Source organism: Caproiciproducens puteiluti (assembly GCF_052442865.1).
Lineage (GTDB): Bacteria > Bacillota > Clostridia > Oscillospirales > Acutalibacteraceae > Caproiciproducens.
Genome location: NZ_CP194790.1, coordinates 2837407 through 2854524 on the forward strand (window position 1 = coordinate 2837407; position 17118 = coordinate 2854524).

14 protein-coding genes and 2 riboswitches are annotated in these 17118 nt (G+C 52.8%); of the genes, 5 read left to right on the forward strand and 9 right to left on the reverse strand.

The window, feature by feature from the left end:
• Positions 1-23: 23 nt before the first annotated feature.
• The 4 genes from ade to ACRQU7_RS13795 form a co-directional block, all read right to left on the reverse strand.
• Positions 24-1820, reverse strand: coding sequence for an adenine deaminase (ade, locus tag ACRQU7_RS13780; protein WP_444641400.1), 1797 nt, complete (start codon positions 1818-1820; stop codon positions 24-26).
• A 141-nt stretch (positions 1821-1961) separates the two neighbouring features.
• On the reverse strand, positions 1962-2501 hold the full coding sequence (locus ACRQU7_RS13785; RefSeq protein ID WP_141825845.1) for an inorganic diphosphatase: 540 nt from the start codon (positions 2499-2501) through the stop codon (positions 1962-1964).
• Positions 2502-2564: 63 nt separating this feature from the next.
• Positions 2565-2638, reverse strand: a riboswitch (Fluoride riboswitch).
• 74 nt (positions 2639-2712) lie between these two features.
• Complete coding sequence (locus ACRQU7_RS13790) at positions 2713-4983, reverse strand: sensor domain-containing diguanylate cyclase (protein WP_444641401.1); 2271 nt, start codon at positions 4981-4983, stop codon at positions 2713-2715.
• Between the two features lie 747 nt (positions 4984-5730).
• Positions 5731-8382: a cation-translocating P-type ATPase gene (locus tag ACRQU7_RS13795; protein WP_444641402.1), complete on the reverse strand. Its 2652-nt coding sequence runs from the start codon at positions 8380-8382 to the stop codon at positions 5731-5733.
• Positions 8383-8789: 407 nt separating this feature from the next.
• On the opposite strand from ACRQU7_RS13795, the gene ACRQU7_RS13800 reads away from it, so the two are divergent.
• Positions 8790-9704, forward strand: a complete 915-nt coding sequence (locus tag ACRQU7_RS13800; RefSeq protein ID WP_444641403.1) for a ketopantoate reductase family protein — start codon at positions 8790-8792, stop codon at positions 9702-9704.
• 63 nt (positions 9705-9767) lie between these two features.
• Positions 9768-10241, forward strand: a complete 474-nt coding sequence (locus ACRQU7_RS13805; RefSeq protein ID WP_444641404.1) for a GNAT family N-acetyltransferase — start codon at positions 9768-9770, stop codon at positions 10239-10241.
• Between the two features lie 81 nt (positions 10242-10322).
• Here ACRQU7_RS13805 and ACRQU7_RS13810 read toward each other — a convergent pair whose 3' ends face one another.
• The 5 genes from ACRQU7_RS13810 to pflB form a co-directional block, all read right to left on the reverse strand.
• Positions 10323-10781 (reverse strand): MarR family winged helix-turn-helix transcriptional regulator, encoded by a 459-nt coding sequence (locus ACRQU7_RS13810; protein ID WP_444641405.1) that lies wholly within the window; start codon positions 10779-10781, stop codon positions 10323-10325.
• A 1-nt stretch (position 10782) separates the two neighbouring features.
• Positions 10783-11325 carry a glutathione peroxidase gene (locus tag ACRQU7_RS13815; protein WP_444641406.1) on the reverse strand — a complete coding sequence of 181 codons (543 nt, stop codon included), beginning with the start codon at positions 11323-11325 and terminating at the stop codon, positions 10783-10785.
• A gap of 49 nt (positions 11326-11374) precedes the next feature.
• Positions 11375-11869, reverse strand: a complete 495-nt coding sequence (locus ACRQU7_RS13820; protein ID WP_444641407.1) for a flavodoxin family protein — start codon at positions 11867-11869, stop codon at positions 11375-11377.
• Positions 11870-12069: 200 nt separating this feature from the next.
• Entirely contained in the window at positions 12070-12786 is a 717-nt protein-coding gene (pflA, locus tag ACRQU7_RS13825; protein ID WP_444641408.1) for a pyruvate formate-lyase-activating protein, read from the reverse strand.
• Positions 12786-15017 (reverse strand): formate C-acetyltransferase, encoded by a 2232-nt coding sequence (gene pflB, locus ACRQU7_RS13830; protein ID WP_444641409.1) that lies wholly within the window; start codon positions 15015-15017, stop codon positions 12786-12788. The genes pflA and pflB overlap by 1 nt, the downstream gene beginning before the upstream one ends.
• Positions 15018-15091: 74 nt before the next feature.
• Positions 15092-15176: riboswitch (ZMP/ZTP riboswitch) on the reverse strand.
• 237 nt (positions 15177-15413) lie between these two features.
• Here pflB and ACRQU7_RS13835 point away from each other — a divergent pair.
• The 3 genes from ACRQU7_RS13835 (at position 15414) to ACRQU7_RS13845 (ending at position 17081) form a co-directional block, all read left to right on the forward strand.
• Positions 15414-15782: a demethoxyubiquinone hydroxylase family protein gene (locus tag ACRQU7_RS13835; RefSeq protein ID WP_444641410.1), complete on the forward strand. Its 369-nt coding sequence runs from the start codon at positions 15414-15416 to the stop codon at positions 15780-15782.
• Positions 15783-15807: 25 nt separating this feature from the next.
• On the forward strand, positions 15808-16623 hold the full coding sequence (locus tag ACRQU7_RS13840) for a family 1 encapsulin nanocompartment shell protein (protein ID WP_444641411.1): 816 nt from the start codon (positions 15808-15810) through the stop codon (positions 16621-16623).
• A gap of 83 nt (positions 16624-16706) precedes the next feature.
• Complete coding sequence (locus ACRQU7_RS13845; protein WP_444641412.1) at positions 16707-17081, forward strand: desulfoferrodoxin family protein; 375 nt, start codon at positions 16707-16709, stop codon at positions 17079-17081.
• The last annotated feature ends 37 nt before the right edge of the window (positions 17082-17118 follow it).

Consider the following 17118-nt stretch of genomic DNA (forward strand, 5'->3'; position numbering starts at 1 on the left):
TTACCTGCTCAATTTTTTCAAATCTATTCTTCCACAAACAAAGGGGTAAACCGGAACTCCGTACAGTCCACCAGCCCCCTGTCGGTCAGGCGCAGTTCGGGCAGGCAGGCAAGCGGGATCAGCGCCATGGTCATAAAGGGAGAAACCATGCTGCACCCGATCTTTTCCCACGCCTCGCTTAGCTTTCCGACGATTTCAGCCATTTCCTCCACCGGCTTGTCGTTCATCAGGCCGGCGATCGGGAGCGGAACCGTCCCCAGAACCTTGCCGTTCTGCACGGCGGTCATTCCCCCGCCGCACGCGATCAGCGTATTGGCCGCCAGCGCCATGTCCTCGTCGTTGGTGCCGATCACCAGCAGGTTGTGCGCGTCATGCGCCACGGTGGAAGCCATGGCCCCGCAGCGGATACCAAACCCTTTGACAAAGCCGAAGCCGACCTTTCCCGTTTCATGGTGCCGCTCGAAGACCGCCGTCTTCAGGACGTCCTGTTCAACGTCGGAACCGGCCCGCCCGTTTTCCACTCTGAGTGAAACATGCCGTTCGTAGGAACCGACCCTGGCGGGGATCACTTCAATGACGCGGGCGGTCACCCGGTCGCCCTTCGCGGGAATGGCAAAGGACTCCGGCGTAATGGGATTTTTGATATGCATGGATTCCGTCGCCCATTTCGGGTAATGATAGGGCGGAAGCTCCGCGGCAAGCTTTCCGTTTTCCGCCGCAACGGCGCCGTTGATCAGCACCCGTGTGATGTCCAGCTTGTCCAGACTGCCGATAAAAACAATATCCGCGCATTTCCCCGGCGTAATGGACCCCAGCTCATGGTCCATCTGAAAGCACTGGGCGCAGTTGATGGTGACCATCTGAATGGCGGTCATCACGTCGATGCCCTCTTCCACCGCGCGGCGGACGATGTGGTCCAGATGTCCCTGGCTCAGCAGGGTGTGCGGATGGGTATCGTCGGAAATCAGCACCCCGAACCGGGTGTCGATTTTATTTTCGGTAATGCTCTTCGCCACCTCATGAAGGTCGCGCCACGCCGAACCTTCCCGCAGCATGGCGTACATGCCGAGCCGCATCTTCGCAAGCGCGTCCTGCGCACGGGTGGACTCGTGGCAGCAGCGCACGCCGGAAGCAATATAGGCGTTCAGCCCACGCCCGGTCTCCGGCATGGAGTAATGGCCGGTCACGATCTTGCCCGCCCTGAGCGTTTCGGCGACCTCGCCGTGCATCTGCGGGTCCGCGTTCAGCACGCCCGGAAAATTCATCAGTTCCCCAAGGCCCACCACGCTGTCCCACCGCATGGTCTCGGCGATCTCCGCCGGACCGATGGAGGAACCGGTATCCTCAAAGCCGGGAACGGCGGGAACGCAGGCGGGTGTGGTGACCATTGTTTTCAGCGGAGTCCTTTTGGAGTCCTCGATCATGCAGGAAACCCCGTCCAGCCCGAGGACATTGCAGATTTCATGCGGGTCCATATAGATTCCCACCGTGCCGTGGGGAATGACCGCCCGGGCGTATTCCCCCACGCTCATCATGGAGGACTCCACATGCATATGCCCGTCCAAAAATCCGGGGGCGATATACTGACCGGCTGCATCCAGGACGGTTGTGCCTTCTCCGATACAGTGCTTCGCGTCGCCGACAAGGGCAATCCTGCCGCAGGAAATGGCCACATCGGTATCCGGCAGAATTTCCCCGGTACAGACATTCACCAGCCTGGCGTTGATAATCACGGTTTCCGCCGGAACGGCGCCCTGCGCGACCGCGGCAAGCGTCCTGCCGGATTCCCACAGCGGAGAAGTACAAAACTTGTTAATCATCACAGCACCCCTTAATCTGTTTTTCATTCTATATTAAACGTCATCAAAATGCCTGTCAAGCATCTTTTACTGCCTTAAAATAAAAAAGACGCTCCGCAGCGGTCAAAAGCCGCCGGAGCGTCCGTCCTTCACAGGGAGAGATCAGGGGTTGGTCCCGCCGAATTTTTCAGTGTAAGCGTCGATGCTTTCCTGTACAATCCGTTTTGCGTCCTGCACGCTGCGGATGTAGTCCACCGCGGTGGCCTTGCCCTCCAGCTCCTTATACACCGCAAAAAAGTGAATCATTTCGTCAAAAATATGTGAGGGCAGCTCGTCGATGTTCCGGTATTCGTTGAAGGTAGGGTCGCCGAACGGAATCGCGATGATCTTGTCGTCCACGAAACCCCCGTCCTCCATGGAGATCACCCCGATGGGGTAGCAGCGCACCAGAGAGAGCGGCTGAATGTCCTCGGAACAGAGCACCAGCACGTCCAGCGGATCGTGATCCGCCGCGTAGGTACGCGGAATAAAGCCGTAATTCGCCGGATAATGCGCGGAAGTGTACAGGATACGATCCATGGAGAGGAAGCCGGATTCCTTATCCAGCTCATATTTCGTCTTGCAGCCCTTGGGAATTTCAATCACCGCGAAAAAGCTGTCCGCATGAATTCTGTCCTGAGAAATCTCGTGCCAAATATTCAAAAAAGTCCCTCCTGCATATTCAATTTTCTGATTTGTAAATAAAAAAGCCGACAACCCGCTGTGCATACCACAGAAGTCATCAGCTTAAAAAGCAATTTTAGCGTTCGCTACGGGAGAACTTCATTCCCTGTTTTTATTATAGCACAATGAAAAACATCCTGTCAATAAATAGAAAAAAGAGAGAACCGGAAGAAGCCCCTCAGAAGGATTCTCATTCCTGCTCAAACCACCGCACACAGTCGCGCCCTTCATTTTTCGCCAGGTACAGCGCCTTGTCCGCGCGATTGATCAGGTCGTACAGGTTCACCAGCTCCTTTTTTCCTTTCGCGATGCCGATACTGACCGTCACACGAATATCGTCGTGGCCCTCATAGGAATAGCTGCAGCTTCTTACTTCCCTGTTCAGCTTTTCCGCCAGCCGGCTGACGGACGCCTTTTCCATATCCTTGAGGAAAATGAGGAATTCCTCGCCGCCGTAACGCCCGACCACCGCGCTGACCGGGATACACCGTTTGCAGATATTCGCAATATTTTTAATAATTTTATCCCCGAACAGATGGCCGTACGTATCGTTGATGGTCTTAAAAAGATCGATGTCCAGCATCATTGCGTAAAAATCGCAGCCGGCTTCTTTGGCCGAAATATATTCCATAATGCCGAGCTTCATCAGCTGCCTTCGGTTGTAAATACCGCTCAGCTCGTCATACAGGGCAAATTCTTTGATTTTTTCATAGGATTTTGCGTTTTGAAGCGCTAAAATCGACTGCTCCGTATAGATATCCACCAGTTCCAGGTCGCCGACAGAAATCTCCCTGCTTTTGCTGACAATCATCTTTATAACGCAGAACAGATTTTGATTATAGTAAAGAGGCTTTGCAATCAGGCTTTTCCCGTCCTTGTCCCGGGTGTAAAGATCGTGCATGCGAACCTTTTCGCTGCCGTTTTGGCTCCCGGGCCGATTTTGATCCCTAAGGACGATTTTCCCGGAATGCCTGCGGCAGACCACTTTTTCATGATTCCGTTTGGTCACGATGTAACCCAGGTTCTCATTCACCCGCAAAACCATGACGGCGCTTTCAAATTCGATAATCTGATATAGATTTTCCAGAATGCTGACCAGAAGGTCCTCGGTTTCCAGAGCGGAAACCATCGCTCTCAGCCCGTTGTTCAGTTTTTCCGTAATGCTCCTTTGCTTCATTTCATATTCCAGCTTCAGATTTTTGATTCTGACCTCATTCACCAGCTTTTCGTTCAGAAGGTCGCTTTCCCTGAATCTTCCCACCTGCAGGAAGACCTGAATGAATGTGACGACGAGCATTGCAATCGGAGTGTAGTAAAGGCTGATTTCGGTAAGCCCGTTATTTTTCAGGATATCCACAACGGACAGGAAAAACAGGAGCAGGACACTCAAAAGGTTGATTTCGGCGCTTTCGTATTTTTTTCTCATGGCACGCACCAGCGTCACAAGACAATTGGCAACGGCGACGGGAATCATCACTTCCAGCAGAACAACGGGATAAATCATATACCGGGCCGGGAGAAAAATGCCCACAAAAACAATGGCGAACACCGCTGCTCCGCTGACGCGCATAAACCTCCTGCTCGACAGTCCTTCATACTGATAGTAAAAAAACAGGCACATCAGCTGAATCACCAGGAAATTGACCAGGTACAGTTTAGTGTTGAATTCAAAATTGATGCCGGGGAAAATCTTATTGAAATAGCACTCGCCGTAAAGCAGCGGGCGCAGAGAGATGGCCGCTGCAAAAAGCGCCAGACAGATATGGGCCTTGTCGTGAGAACGCACAAAATACAGCAGAAGGAAAAACACCGCCATTACAAACAGGGATGAAAAGAGAAAGGTGTCCATAAACAGGCCCTGATCGCCCAGCCGCTGGATCTGCTGCTGGGTTCCCACCACAACGGGAATCGTCAGGCCGGAACGGAAATAATCGAAGTTGGAAACCTCTATCAGAATTTCCGTGTCTTCCCGCTGCGTCTGAAAGAAAACCGACTGCGTCGTCCACTCCGGCCTGGATTCCGCCGCGTTTTTCCCGACCCGTCCGCTTTCGAAGCGCACGTTTCCGTCGATCCACAGCCGGTAGGAAGAACCGATCTGGGGAATTTTCACCCCAAGAAAGAGGCCCTTCCGTGCTTTCAGCACCACCCGGTAGACGGCGTATCCTTCCTGTGAACAGGCTTGATTGTCCGCATTACGGTACGCCGTCCAGTTTGCGGGAACCTGAACCAGCTGTTTGTTGTCCGCATCCGTTATTTTCCCCTGGGGGCTTACCTGCCGTCCCCAATAAAACTCCCATGCCCCGGTCATTGGAACAGGTGAGGAAAGACCGGCGCTGCCGATATCCAAAACGCCGTTTGAAACAACATTCCCGCGCCGGCCGGTCCCCGAAAAGACCGAAAGCAGAATCAGGCAGAAGGATACAATCAGCAGCCCGTCGGCAAATTTGATAAACCTTTTCATGGATACCCCCCAAAAACACAAAAACCGCCGGCCGGCACCCGGCCGAAAATCGAACCGCATGGTTTTCGGCGTTACAGTATCCGGTTGGTATATTAATGAATACGACTCTGCTATATGTACTACAGCATTTCCAGTGAATTCTTCAACAAGGTTGTGTTCCTCCCCCGCCTTCAGCGGGGGAGGAACACATTTTGTCTCGCAAGCTGAAATGGAATTGCCATAAAAACATCTATATTTTAGCACAGATTTCTTTCAATAACTATATCAGGTCTTAAATTTGTTAAAATTTTCCATTTTTGATCCTGCGTTTTCTTTATGTATTCAGCATTGCCAGTGGATTCCGCAGCAGGGTTGCGTTTCTCCCCCCGCCTTCGGCGGAAGAGAAACGTGTTTTGTCTCGCAAACTGAAATGGAATTGCTGTAGATCAGACAAACGCTGAAAAGAAAAGAGACGGAAATCCGATTTGGAATTTCCGCCCCTCCAAGCTCGTATTTAATTTTCAAAACTTGAGAATCAATGAGTTCAGCCAAACTTATCTTTGGGTCTTCATAAAGGCATTACTGCACGGATCATGATAGGTTCCCAGACTGATCTGTTCAACTTAACCATCTCCCAATATTCATGATTAAATCTTTGCTTGCCAATCTGTTTTTTTAAGGGGTACTGATTCACCAGGAATCATTCAATGTACCCAGGACTTATTATGTGCGCCCGACTCGTTTTTATTCCGCTGTCCCGAAGAGAAATTAATTCCCATAAGTGGAAGCTTTTGCAAATTTTCTTTGAAACGCTTTCACGATTTCCACAATCGGAATCACCGAGAAAGCAAGCAGCAGAGCGACCGAATACTCCAGCAGGGAGATTTCTTCAAACTGGAAAGCGAACGCCAGAGCGGGGATATAGATCACGGCCGTGGTCAGCAGCAGCGACACGAGCATAGCACCGATCAGGTATCCGTTCTGTTTCCTCATGCTGAAAATCGAATGGCGCTGGGAACGCATGTTAAAGGAGTGGAAAATCTCCGCCATCGACATGGTCAGAAAAGCCATGGTCATGCCGTCGGCGCTGTTGGTGATTTCCCAGATTCCGGACTCGAGAAAATGGCCGATGAAATACGCGGACAGGGTGACAATCGTGACCAGAACCCCCTGATAGGCGACATCCGTGCCGAGTCCTCCGGCAAAAATACCGTCGCGGGGATTGCGGGGACTACGCTGCATGAGGTCTTTCTCACCCTCCTCCATCCCGAGCGCCAGGGCCGGGAAGCAGTCGGTAATCAGATTGATCCAGAGCAGGTGCACCGGCTTCAGAATGACAAAGCCCAAAAGCGTGGCGACAAAAATGGAAAGCACTTCGCTCAGGTTGGAAGCCAGCAGAAACTGAATGGCCTTCCGGATATTGTCGTAGATTCTTCTGCCCTCTTCCACCGCGGAAACGATGGTGGCGAAGTTGTCGTCCGCAAGCACCATGTCCGCCACGTTTTTGGTGACGTCGGTGCCCGTAATTCCCATGCCCACGCCGATATCGGCGCTTTTGATCGACGGGGCGTCGTTGACGCCGTCGCCAGTCATTGCGGTAATCATCCCGTTGGTTTTCCACGCGTTGACAATGCGGACCTTATGTTCCGGCTGGACTCTGGCGTAAACCGAATAATTTCCGATGGTATCCTTCAGCTCGCCGTCGCTGATTTCGTCCAGCCGGGCGCCGGTAATCGCCTGTGACTCGTCCGTGATGATTCCGAGCTGGGTCGCAATCGCCACCGCCGTATCGCGGTGATCGCCCGTGATCATGACCGGACGGATTCCGGCCTCCCTGCACTCCTGAATCGCGTCCACAACCTCGGGACGGATGGGGTCGATCATTCCGGTCAGACCGATCAGGGTCAGGCCGTTTTCCAGATCGGACGGCTCAAAGGAATCGGGCATGCCGTCGTATTTTCTGAAAGCCGCGCAAAGCACGCGCAGGGCCTTGCCCGCCATCGCCTTGTTCTGCGAGTGAATTTCCCCGTGCAGGGCCTCAGTCATCGGAACGACCTGTCCGTTTTTCAGAACATGGGTGCATTTTTTGATGACCTCGTCCGGGGCGCCCTTCGTGTACTGGATATAACTTCCGTCCGCGAGAGAATGAACGGTGGACATCATTTTGCGCATGGAATCGAATGGTGCTTCCCCGACGCGCGGATTTGTCTTTTTCAGCTCGTTTTTATCGAGCTTCAGACCGGCGGCATAGCTGACAAGCGCCGCTTCCGTCGGTTCCCCGGTAACTTCGCCGTCTTTTCCCAGCTCGGCGTCGCTGCACAGGGCCATTGCGGTGGCAAGCAGCGGCTCGTCTTCAGCGTAATGCTCCACAACGGTCATTTTGTTTTGTGTCAGCGTTCCGGTTTTGTCGGAACAGATCACCTGCGCGCAGCCGAGCGTTTCCACCGCCGTCAGTTTCCGGATCACGGCGTTTCGTTTGGACATGTTGGTAACGCCGATGGAGAGCACAATCGTCACGACGGTGGCGAGTCCCTCGGGAATCGCCGCGACGGCAAGGCTGACCGCGACCATGAAGGTGTTCAGCACGACCTGGCCGCTGAAATCGCCCGATTTAATCAGGCTGAACGCAAAGATGAAAATACAGATTCCGATGACCAGACGGCTCAGAATTTTGCTGAGCTGATTCAATTTGATCTGGAGCGGGGTAACGTTGTCCTTCGCGTTTGCGAGCGCGTCGGCGATCTTTCCCATTTCGGTATCCATGCCGGTCGCAACGACCACCGCTTTTCCGCGGCCGTAAACGACGGTGCTGCCCATGTACGCCATGTTTTTACGGTCGCCGAGCGGCACTTCCTTCTCTTTTTTCAGCGTCAGCGTCCGGATGATCTTGTTGACCGGTACCGACTCGCCCGTCAGGGCGGCCTCCTCGATTTTTACGCTTGCGCTTTCAATCATGCGGCAGTCGGCCGGGACGGCGTCTCCCGCTTCCAGCAGAACCACGTCGCCGGTGACCAAATCTTCGCTTTTCATCGTCACGACGCTGCCCCCGCGCAGGACCTTGGAGGTCGCGGCGGACATTTCCTGCAGCGCTTCGATCGCTTTTTCCGCCTTGCTTTCCTGATAGACGCCAAGCACCGCGTTGATCACTACAACGATCATAATAATGAAGACATCCGCAAAGGATTCGTGCGCGTAAGACGCGGTAATACCCGAAATGACCGCGGCGACAATCAGGATGATGGTCATCGGGTCGCCGAGCTGCTGAATAAACCGCCTGAATACGGAAACCTTTTTGCCTTCGGCCAGCTTGTTCTTTCCGTCGCGCTGCAAACGGGAATCCGCGTCGGCCTGTGACAGGCCCTGCGGGCTGCTTTGGACCTGCTCAAGGACCTGATCCAAATCTGCTAAATAGTACTTCATGCGTAGTTTCTTCCTCTCATTCATTCAACTGATGATTATGATATGTATTATAATAAAAAAAACTCATGTACAGCCCATACAAAGCTATACATGAGTCTTGTTCATTAAGGCAAGCCAGACCGAAACGGCCATGCTGTTGACTTGACACATGCGGCGAACCGCATGCAAACTACTCCCTCAAGAGATATTGTTTTTGTGTTTTTTTATCATATCATCTATCAGCCGCTCTGTCAACAGGATTTCATCAGCAAACCCCGTAATTTACATGCTTTTAAGCTGAATTTTACAACATTCGGTCGCAGAAAAAAAGGAATTGACAGCGGCTAAGGAAATAGTATAATTTGAATATATTTCAGCGGAGAAGAAACAGGGAAACAGAAACGAAACACAGGAATGAGGAATGGAAGATGAAGATCAAAAAGGCCGCCCTCATCGGAATGGGTGCGATTGGCACCGTTTATGGGAAATTGCTGCACGACCGCTACGGCGCCGATTTTGCCGTGATCGCCGGCGGAGCGCGGAAAGAAAAGCTGAAAGCAAACGGAATCCGGTTTAACGGCAATGTGTTTTACCCGCGGGTGCTTTCGCCGGGGGAGCAGAGTTTCCCGGCCGATCTGGTCATTGTCAGCGTAAAAAACGACCAGCTGAGCAAAGCGCTGGAGGATATGCGCAGCTTCGTCGGTGAAGGCACCGTAATTCTTCCCCTTTTGAACGGAGTCACCGTCAGGGACAGAATCCTGTCGGTCTTTCCGGACAACCGCGTCTTTTACGGGCTTTCCATTTACATAGACGCGGTGCGAACCGCCGACGGCGTGCAAAACACTGTGGACGGCGTGATTGATTTCGGGGACGCGGACAACACGGTTCCTTCGCCGGAGGTGACCGCAGTCAAAGATTTTCTGGCCGCGGCCGGGATCGAATGCGAAGCCCCTTCGGACATGATCCGCACCGTATGGAAAAAATGGATGCTCAACGTGGGCTGCAACCAGGTTTCCGCCATCACCGGCGCGCCCTACGGAAAAATGACCGGCATAGAAACCAACGGAATCCTTTTTCATGAAGCCATGATGGAGGTCGTCGCCCTGGCAAAGGCCCTCCAGATCGATTTAACCGAACAGGACGCCCTGGAATACGAAAATCTGATGTCCACGTTTTCACCGCTGGGGAAAACCTCCATGCTGCAGGATGTGGAGGCAAAGCGGCGCACCGAGGTGGATTATTTTGCTGGTACCGTCGTGGAACTGGGCCGGAAATATCAGGTTCCCACTCCCGTCAATCACGTTTTATACTGTATTATCAAATCCATGGAACAGCTTTACTGAGTATTTTGCGCATGGCGGCAACCGTTAAAAAAACATTGATAAAAAAATTCAGGACATCAGAAAGTGAGTGAAGCTATGGAGTATCGAAGGGCGACGATCCACGATGTTGGCCAGCTGGCAGGAATCAGAGTGGAGATGCGAAACGAAAGGGAAAATCCTCAAAATTCCGGCACCGCCGAATTTTACGCGAACACCTATCGGTATTTTGAACAGCATCTTGCAAACGACAGCTTTGTCGCATGGGTTGCGGTTCAGGACGAAGAAATCATCGCGACCAGCGGAATCGTGTTCTATTCGATTCCCCCGGTCTATTCCAATATTACGGGGTCGGTGGCGTACATCATGAACATGTATACGAAACCGGCGCACCGGAACAAAGGGATCGCTTCCGCTCTTTTAAGCCGTCTGCTGGAGGAAACACGTGCCAGAAACTGCACGAAAATTACGCTGAACGCTTCCGAAATGGGAAAGCCGCTGTATGAAAAATACGGTTTTCAGGAGGCAAAAAATAATATGGAGTATTCTCTGAGCTTTTGATCGGTATCGGTCGGCCGGAGAAGCTCTTCCCGCAAAACGGCGCTGATTCCTCTTGGAATCAGCGCCGTTTTTATAATGCTTTCAGACAGTATCCTTCTGTACGGCCCGTATGTTCCCGAGAAGCTGAGAAAGCATTTCCTTGAGACGAAGGGCCTCTTCCGGAGCAAGGCCCGTACAGCAGAACATCTTCTGAGGAAGGTCCAGAAAATGTTCTTTCAGGCTTCTGCCCTTTTCCGTCAGACAAACCTGTACACTCCGCTCATCGTGGGCGCTGCGCACGCGTTCGACAAGCTCCAGCTTTTCCAGCTTTTTCAGAAGCGGGGTCAGGGTGCCGGAATCCAGAAGCAGCCGACGTCCCAGCTCCGATACGCTGAGATCGTCCTTTTCCCACAGCACCAGCAAAGTGATGTACTGCGTATACGTAAGTCCGTACGGTTCGAGGTACGGCTTGTACAGGCGGATCACTTCCTTTGAGCACGCATAAAGCGCAAAACAAAGCTGGCTGTCAAGCTTTAACAGATCGTCGGGCCGCACATCCAAATTACAAACACTCCTTAATTGCGGATTCCATTTCCTCGGGTGTCGTTGTCGGTTCAAAACGTCCGGCAATATTTCCTTCCCTGTCAATCAGGAATTTCGTAAAATTCCATTTGATGGAGCTGTCGTTGAACTCTTTTCCGTATTTCGTTTTCAGCATCAGTTCCAGCGTCCTGTTTTTTACGCCCTTTCCAAAGCCTTCAAAGGTTGTGTGGCCGGTCAGGTAGCGGAAGATCGGGTCTGCGTTTTCCCCGCGAACGTCAATTTTCACCGAAAGCGGAAAAGTAACCCCATAGCGTAGCTTACAGAATTCCTGCACCTCGCTGTTCGTTCCCGGCTCCTGCTCCGCAAACTGATTGCACGGGAAACCGATCACCGTAAGGCCCTGCTCGCGATAGGTCTGATAAAGCTTTTCCAGGCCTTCGTACTGCGGAGTAAAGCCGCACTTGCTTGCCGTATTGACGAGAACCAGAACCTTGCCCTTTAATTCTGAAAGCGGAACGGTCTTTCCCTCGATCGTCTGAATGGAATAATCATAAATCGTCATAAAGGATCACCTTTCAAATTGTATTTTTTACAATTTGATTGTATACAATTTAATCTGCTTTGTCAAGAGTTAAATTTTTCACCCAGTCCGTCAGGGACTTCCGGGCCATATCCGGGGAAAGGGGGTTTTTCATGACGGTCTGAAGAAAGAAGCAGCCGGCTGCTTCCCCGCCATGCAGCTTCACTCTCTGCGTCAGGGACTGAAAAACGGACTGCGGCTCATGCTCGTCCGCCTGCGTGACAAATAAATAGACCTTTTTCCCGGAAAAATCCGCCTGTTCCAAAAAGGCATTGACGGCGGGCGTACTCCGGCCCGCCCAGACCGGGCCGCCGAGAAAAACGGAATCATAGCCGTTCAGGGAAAAATCCATCGACCTGATTTTGCTTTTCAGGCCAAAGACCGCCGAGCATGCCGCCATACCGAAGGATTTCCGCGGTTTTGTCTCTTCGATCCGTTTTAGATCCCCGCCAATTAGCTCGGACAGCTCTTTCGCCGCGACCTCCGTGTTCCCTTTCCAGGAATAATAGACAACCAGATTCTTCATCTTTCAGCATCCTTTCCGTATTCTTCTTATTTTGTTCCGGCCTGATGTTTTTTAACCGGAGATTTTCATTAGTGATGGACCTAATCGGTAAGATTATTTAGATAATAGCATAATTAAAAGAGGAATGGTATAAAATTTTGTTTGGACTTTATTAAAATTGTGGCCAGCCAAAAATATCCCGGCATGTGCCGGGATATTTTTCAACCGGATGAAGAGGGTTCCTCCGTCAGTTTGTATAGGGCGCGTATTTTTTCTTCCGGGCATTCATCATAATCGCGCAGCGGAAACGGAAGCCCCATCTGCTCGTATTTTGTCAGGCAGATTTTTCTGAACGGCAGCAGCTCCAGCTTTTGCAGGTTGGAATATTGCCGCGCGAGGGCGGCGATTTTCAAAATATGGCCGCGGCCGTCCGTCAGGTTCGGCACAACGACATGCCGGACCCACAGCGGAACGCCCATTTCTTCCGTCAGCTTCAGAAAAGCAAACACCCGGTTTCCGTCCGCCCCGCTGTAGCGAAGATAATCCTCCTTACGGGAAAATTTCAGATCGCACAGAACCAGATCCGTAAACCTCAGCACGGCGCGGGCTCCGCCGATGTCCCCGATTCCGGCGGTATCCAGCGCGGTGTGGACACCCGCCTCCTTTAACCGGGAAAACAGCTCCGCGACAAATTCCCACTGCAAAAGCGGTTCCCCGCCGGAAACGGTCACACCGCCTGTTGTTCCGAAATAGGGACGGAAGCGAACGGCCTTCTCAAAGACCTCCTCCACGCTGTACTCCCGCCCTGCGGTGCTCCAGGTATCCGGATTGTGGCAGTACGCACAGCGGAGCGTACACCCCTGCAGGAACACCACGCAGCGCAGTCCCGGGCCGTCCACGGCCCCCAGGCTCTGAACGGAATGAACGACGCCTTTCATCACATCGCCTCATGGAAGGTTCTGGAAAGCACTTCGCGCTGCTGCTGCCGGGACAGCTTGTGGAAGTTCACGGCGTAGCCGGAGACGCGGATGGTCAGGTTGGGACAGTATTCCGGGTTCTCATAGGCTTTGAGCAGCGTTTCCCTGTTCAGCACATTGACATTGATGTGGTGCGCCTTCTGCCGGAAGTATCCGTCCAGAATAGCGACCAGATTGCCGTAACGCTGCTCCTCCGTGTGTCCGAGCGCCTGCGGAACAATGGAGAACGTATTGGAAATGCCGTCCTTACAGATCTCGTAGGGGAGCTTCGCGACGGAGTTCAGCGCGGCGAGCGCGCCGTTTTTCTCGCGGTTGTGCATGGGGTTCGCGCCGGGCGCGAAGGGTTCCCCCGCCTTTCTGCCGTCCGGGGTGGCTCCGGTCTTTTTGCCGTAGACGACGTTGGACGTAATCGTCAGGATGGACAGCGTATGTTCGGCATCGCGATAGGCGGGGACCTTTTTCAGTTCTTCATAGAACAGCCTGACCTGTTCCTGCGCAATGGAATCCACCCGGTCGTCGTCGTTCCCGAAGGCGGGATATTCCCCGACGGTCTCAAAATCCGTAATCAGCCCGGTTTCATCACGGATACATTTTACCTTTGCATATTTGATCGCGGACAGCGAATCCGCAAGGACGGACATTCCCGCGATCCCAAACGCCATAAAGCGGTGAACGTCGGTATCGTGCAGGGCCATCTGTGTTTTTTCATAAGCATATTTGTCATGCATATAATGGATAATGTTCATTGCGCCCACATAGGTCTTTGCAAGCCATTCCCGGTAGACGTCCATCAGCCTGAGCACCCTGTCATATTCGAGGTATTCGCCCTCATAGGGGGAGTGTGCGGGGGCGACCTGAATACCGCTCTTTTCGTCCCTGCCGCCGTTCAGGCTCATCAGCAGCAGCTTTGCCAGATTGGCACGCGCGCCGAAGAACTGCATGTCCTTTCCTACCCGCATGGCGGAAACGCAGCAGGCGATGGCGTAATCGTCGCCGAACACCGGGCGCATCACGTCGTCGTTTTCGTACTGGATCGCGTCCGTGTCGCAGGAGACCTTCGCGGCGTAGCGCTGAAAGGCTTTTGGCAAATCCGCCGACCACAGCACGGTCAGGTTCGGTTCCGCCGAAGGCCCCAAATTATAGAGCGTGTGCAGAATCCGGTAGGAGCTTTTGGTGACAAGGGTCCTGCCGTCCTCGCCCATGCCTCCGACCGCTTCCGTGATCCACATCGGGTCGCCCGCGAAAAGCTCGTTGTACTCCGGGGTGCGCAGATGGCGGGCCATGCGCAGCTTCATGACAAAATCGTCGATAATCTCCTGTGCCTGTTCCTCCGCCAGCAAACCGCTTTGCAGGTCGCGCTCAAAATAGATGTCCAGGAAGGTGCTGACGCGGCCCAGGCTCATGGCGGCGCCGTTTTGCTCCTTGATGGCACCGAGATAGGCAAAGTACAGCCACTGCACCGCTTCCCCTGCGTTCTGCGCGGGCTGGGAGATATCAAAGCCGTACAAGGCCGCCATCTCCTTCAGATACCCCAGAAAGGTGATCTGCTGGTACAGCTCCTCCAGCAGACGGACGTTATCCGCTTCCATGCCCTGTGAGGCCACCTTCCGCTTGTCCCTTTTCTTTTCCTCAATGAGCCTGTCGATGCCGTACAGCGCGACGCGGCGATAGTCGCCGATGATCCTTCCCCTGCCGTAGGCGTCCGGCAGCCCGGTGATGATGCCGCAGTGGCGGGCGGCTTTGATCTCGTCGCTGTAGGCCCGGAAAACACCCTCGTTGTGGGTCGTCCTGTACCGGAATTCCTGCTCGACCTTTTCGGAGAGCCGGTAACCGTAAGCTTCGCACGCCTTGCGCGTCATGTTCAGGCCGCCAAAAGGGTTCACGCCCCTTTTGAGAGGGCGGTCGGTCTGCAGGCCCACAATGATTTCCTTCTCCTTATCCAGATAGCCGGGCCGATAGCTGGTAAGCGAGCTGACCGTCTGCGTGTCGATGTCCAGCACGCCGCCGAACTCCCGTTCCAGCTCCAGCAGGCGGCCGAGTTTTTTCATCAGCCCGCGGGTGCGCTCCGTGGCGGGGACGAGAAACGCCTCATCCCCCGAATACGGCCTGTAATTGGTCTGGATAAAGTTTCTGACGTCAATGCTTTCCTGCCAGCTTCCGTCCTTGAAATTCTTCCATGCCCGATGGTCCATTGTTGACTCCTTCCGATTAAACAAAGCATCTGGCCGCTCTTTTCAATAAAAAAAGAGCAACACCCGGTAAAACCAAATGCTGCCCAGACGGTCGGCTGAAAGAAGGCCTTTATTCCACTGTGGTGAATCCACAATTATCCGTCAGTAATAAAAGCCTTTATGTTTTTATGACCTGATTATAATATATCCGTGCGGCCGCTGTCAACCGGCCCGTACGGATTTCAAAATATATTGCAGAACTGTAAAGAGAATATAAAATATTTTGGAAATCTCTTTGCTGTTTGTAAAAATATTGCTATAATATAGAAAAGGCATTTTGACGGATATTTACAGAAAACAAATTTGATTCCGTCGAATCTGTCAAAAAACAACAATTATAACAGGAGGTTGAGAAAAATGCCGGCTTTTGCAAATCCTTTTCAGGCAAACGTTGAAAGAAAATTAACACATGAGGAACTCGTTCAGGCCATCCGTCTGGACATTGCGGGGGAACTGGAGGCTATCTATCTTTATGACGCCCATGTTCAGGCCACGGACAATGAACTGGCCAAAACGGTCATCAGCGATATCCGCGATGAAGAGAAGGCCCATATCGGTGAATTAATGACGCTGCTTCGGCAGCTGGACCCGAAAGAAGCAGAACTGTTCGCCTCCGGTGAAGCGGAAGTAAGAGAAATGCTGGAGGGGCTGGGAATTTCCGAACCGTCCGCAGAGCCCGCTGCCAGCGCCCCCGAACAGACGGTAGGCAGTCTGCTGGGCGAATAAATAAATCTGTAAAGGAGCTGATCATATGGATTATCTTTCAAGAGAAGGTTCCCCCGTATCGCAGGAGCTTTGGAAACAAATTGACACCGCCGTAGTGGAATCGGCGCGCCGTATTCTGGCGGGCAGAAGATTCTTACATATTTTCGGGCCTCTCGGCATCGGAGCGGACAGCATCGCGATTGACGACGCGGACAAAATCGGGGAAATCACCAAAGACGGACTGACGGTTACCGCCGGCAGAAAGCATGTGGAAATCCCCACCGTTTACGACGACGTCACCCTTTTGGCAAAAGATCTGGAGAGCAGCCGCAAATCCGGTTATCCGGTGGATTTATCCGCCGTTATGGCTTCCGCCGAGGCCTGCGCTCTGAAAGAGGATCGGCTGATCTTCTTCGGGGCCGAGGGACTGGGCTATGAAGGGCTTCTTACCGCGGTGGGAACAAACCGGATCGAAAAGAAAGACTGGTCCGAGGGAGAAAACGCGTTTACCGATATCGCCGCGGCAATCCAGCTGTTGACTTCCAAAAACGTTTACGGCACTTATGCGCTCGCGGTCAGCCCAGACCTGTACCTGCAGATGCAGCGGATTCAGCCCGGAACGGGTTTACTGGAAATTGAGCGTGTGAAAAAGCTGCTGAACGGCAATGTTGTCAGCAGCCCGGTATTGGGAAATGACAAAGCGGTGCTCGTCTGCACCGAGCCGAGAAATATCGACCTGGTCATCGGACAGGACCTTGCCGCCGCCTATCTGGAGCAGAAGGACCTCAATCACTGCTTCCGTATTCTGGAAACCGTCCTGCTCCGCATCAAGCGCAGGCAGGCCATCGTCGTTTTTGAATGACCCGAAGCTTTGCCACCGCACGGCATCTCTTTTATTTGCTGTTTCATTTATACTAATCAAATGATGGAAATGAGGTTGTAAAAATGTCAAAAGTTGTTTTTTATCGTTGTGAAATTTGCGGAAACATGGTAGCGCTGATCAGGAGCGGCGGCGGCACACTTACCTGCTGCGGCCAGAACATGACGAAGCTGGAAGCAAACACCACCGACGCCGCGACCGAAAAGCACGTTCCGTTTGTCACAAAGGAAGACGGAAAAATCAAAGTCCAGATCGGTTCCACCATTCATCCCATGCTTCCGGAGCATCATATTGAATGGATTGCGCTGGAATCCGGCGACAGGCTGGAAATCGCTTATCTGAAGCCCGGCATGGACCCGAAAGCGGAGTTCAACGACGCCGAATCCGGCACGGTTTACGAGTACTGCAACCTTCACGGCCTTTGGAAAGCTGAATTCTGATTTATTAAGATGAAAAATGGCTTTGCGGATTTTCCGC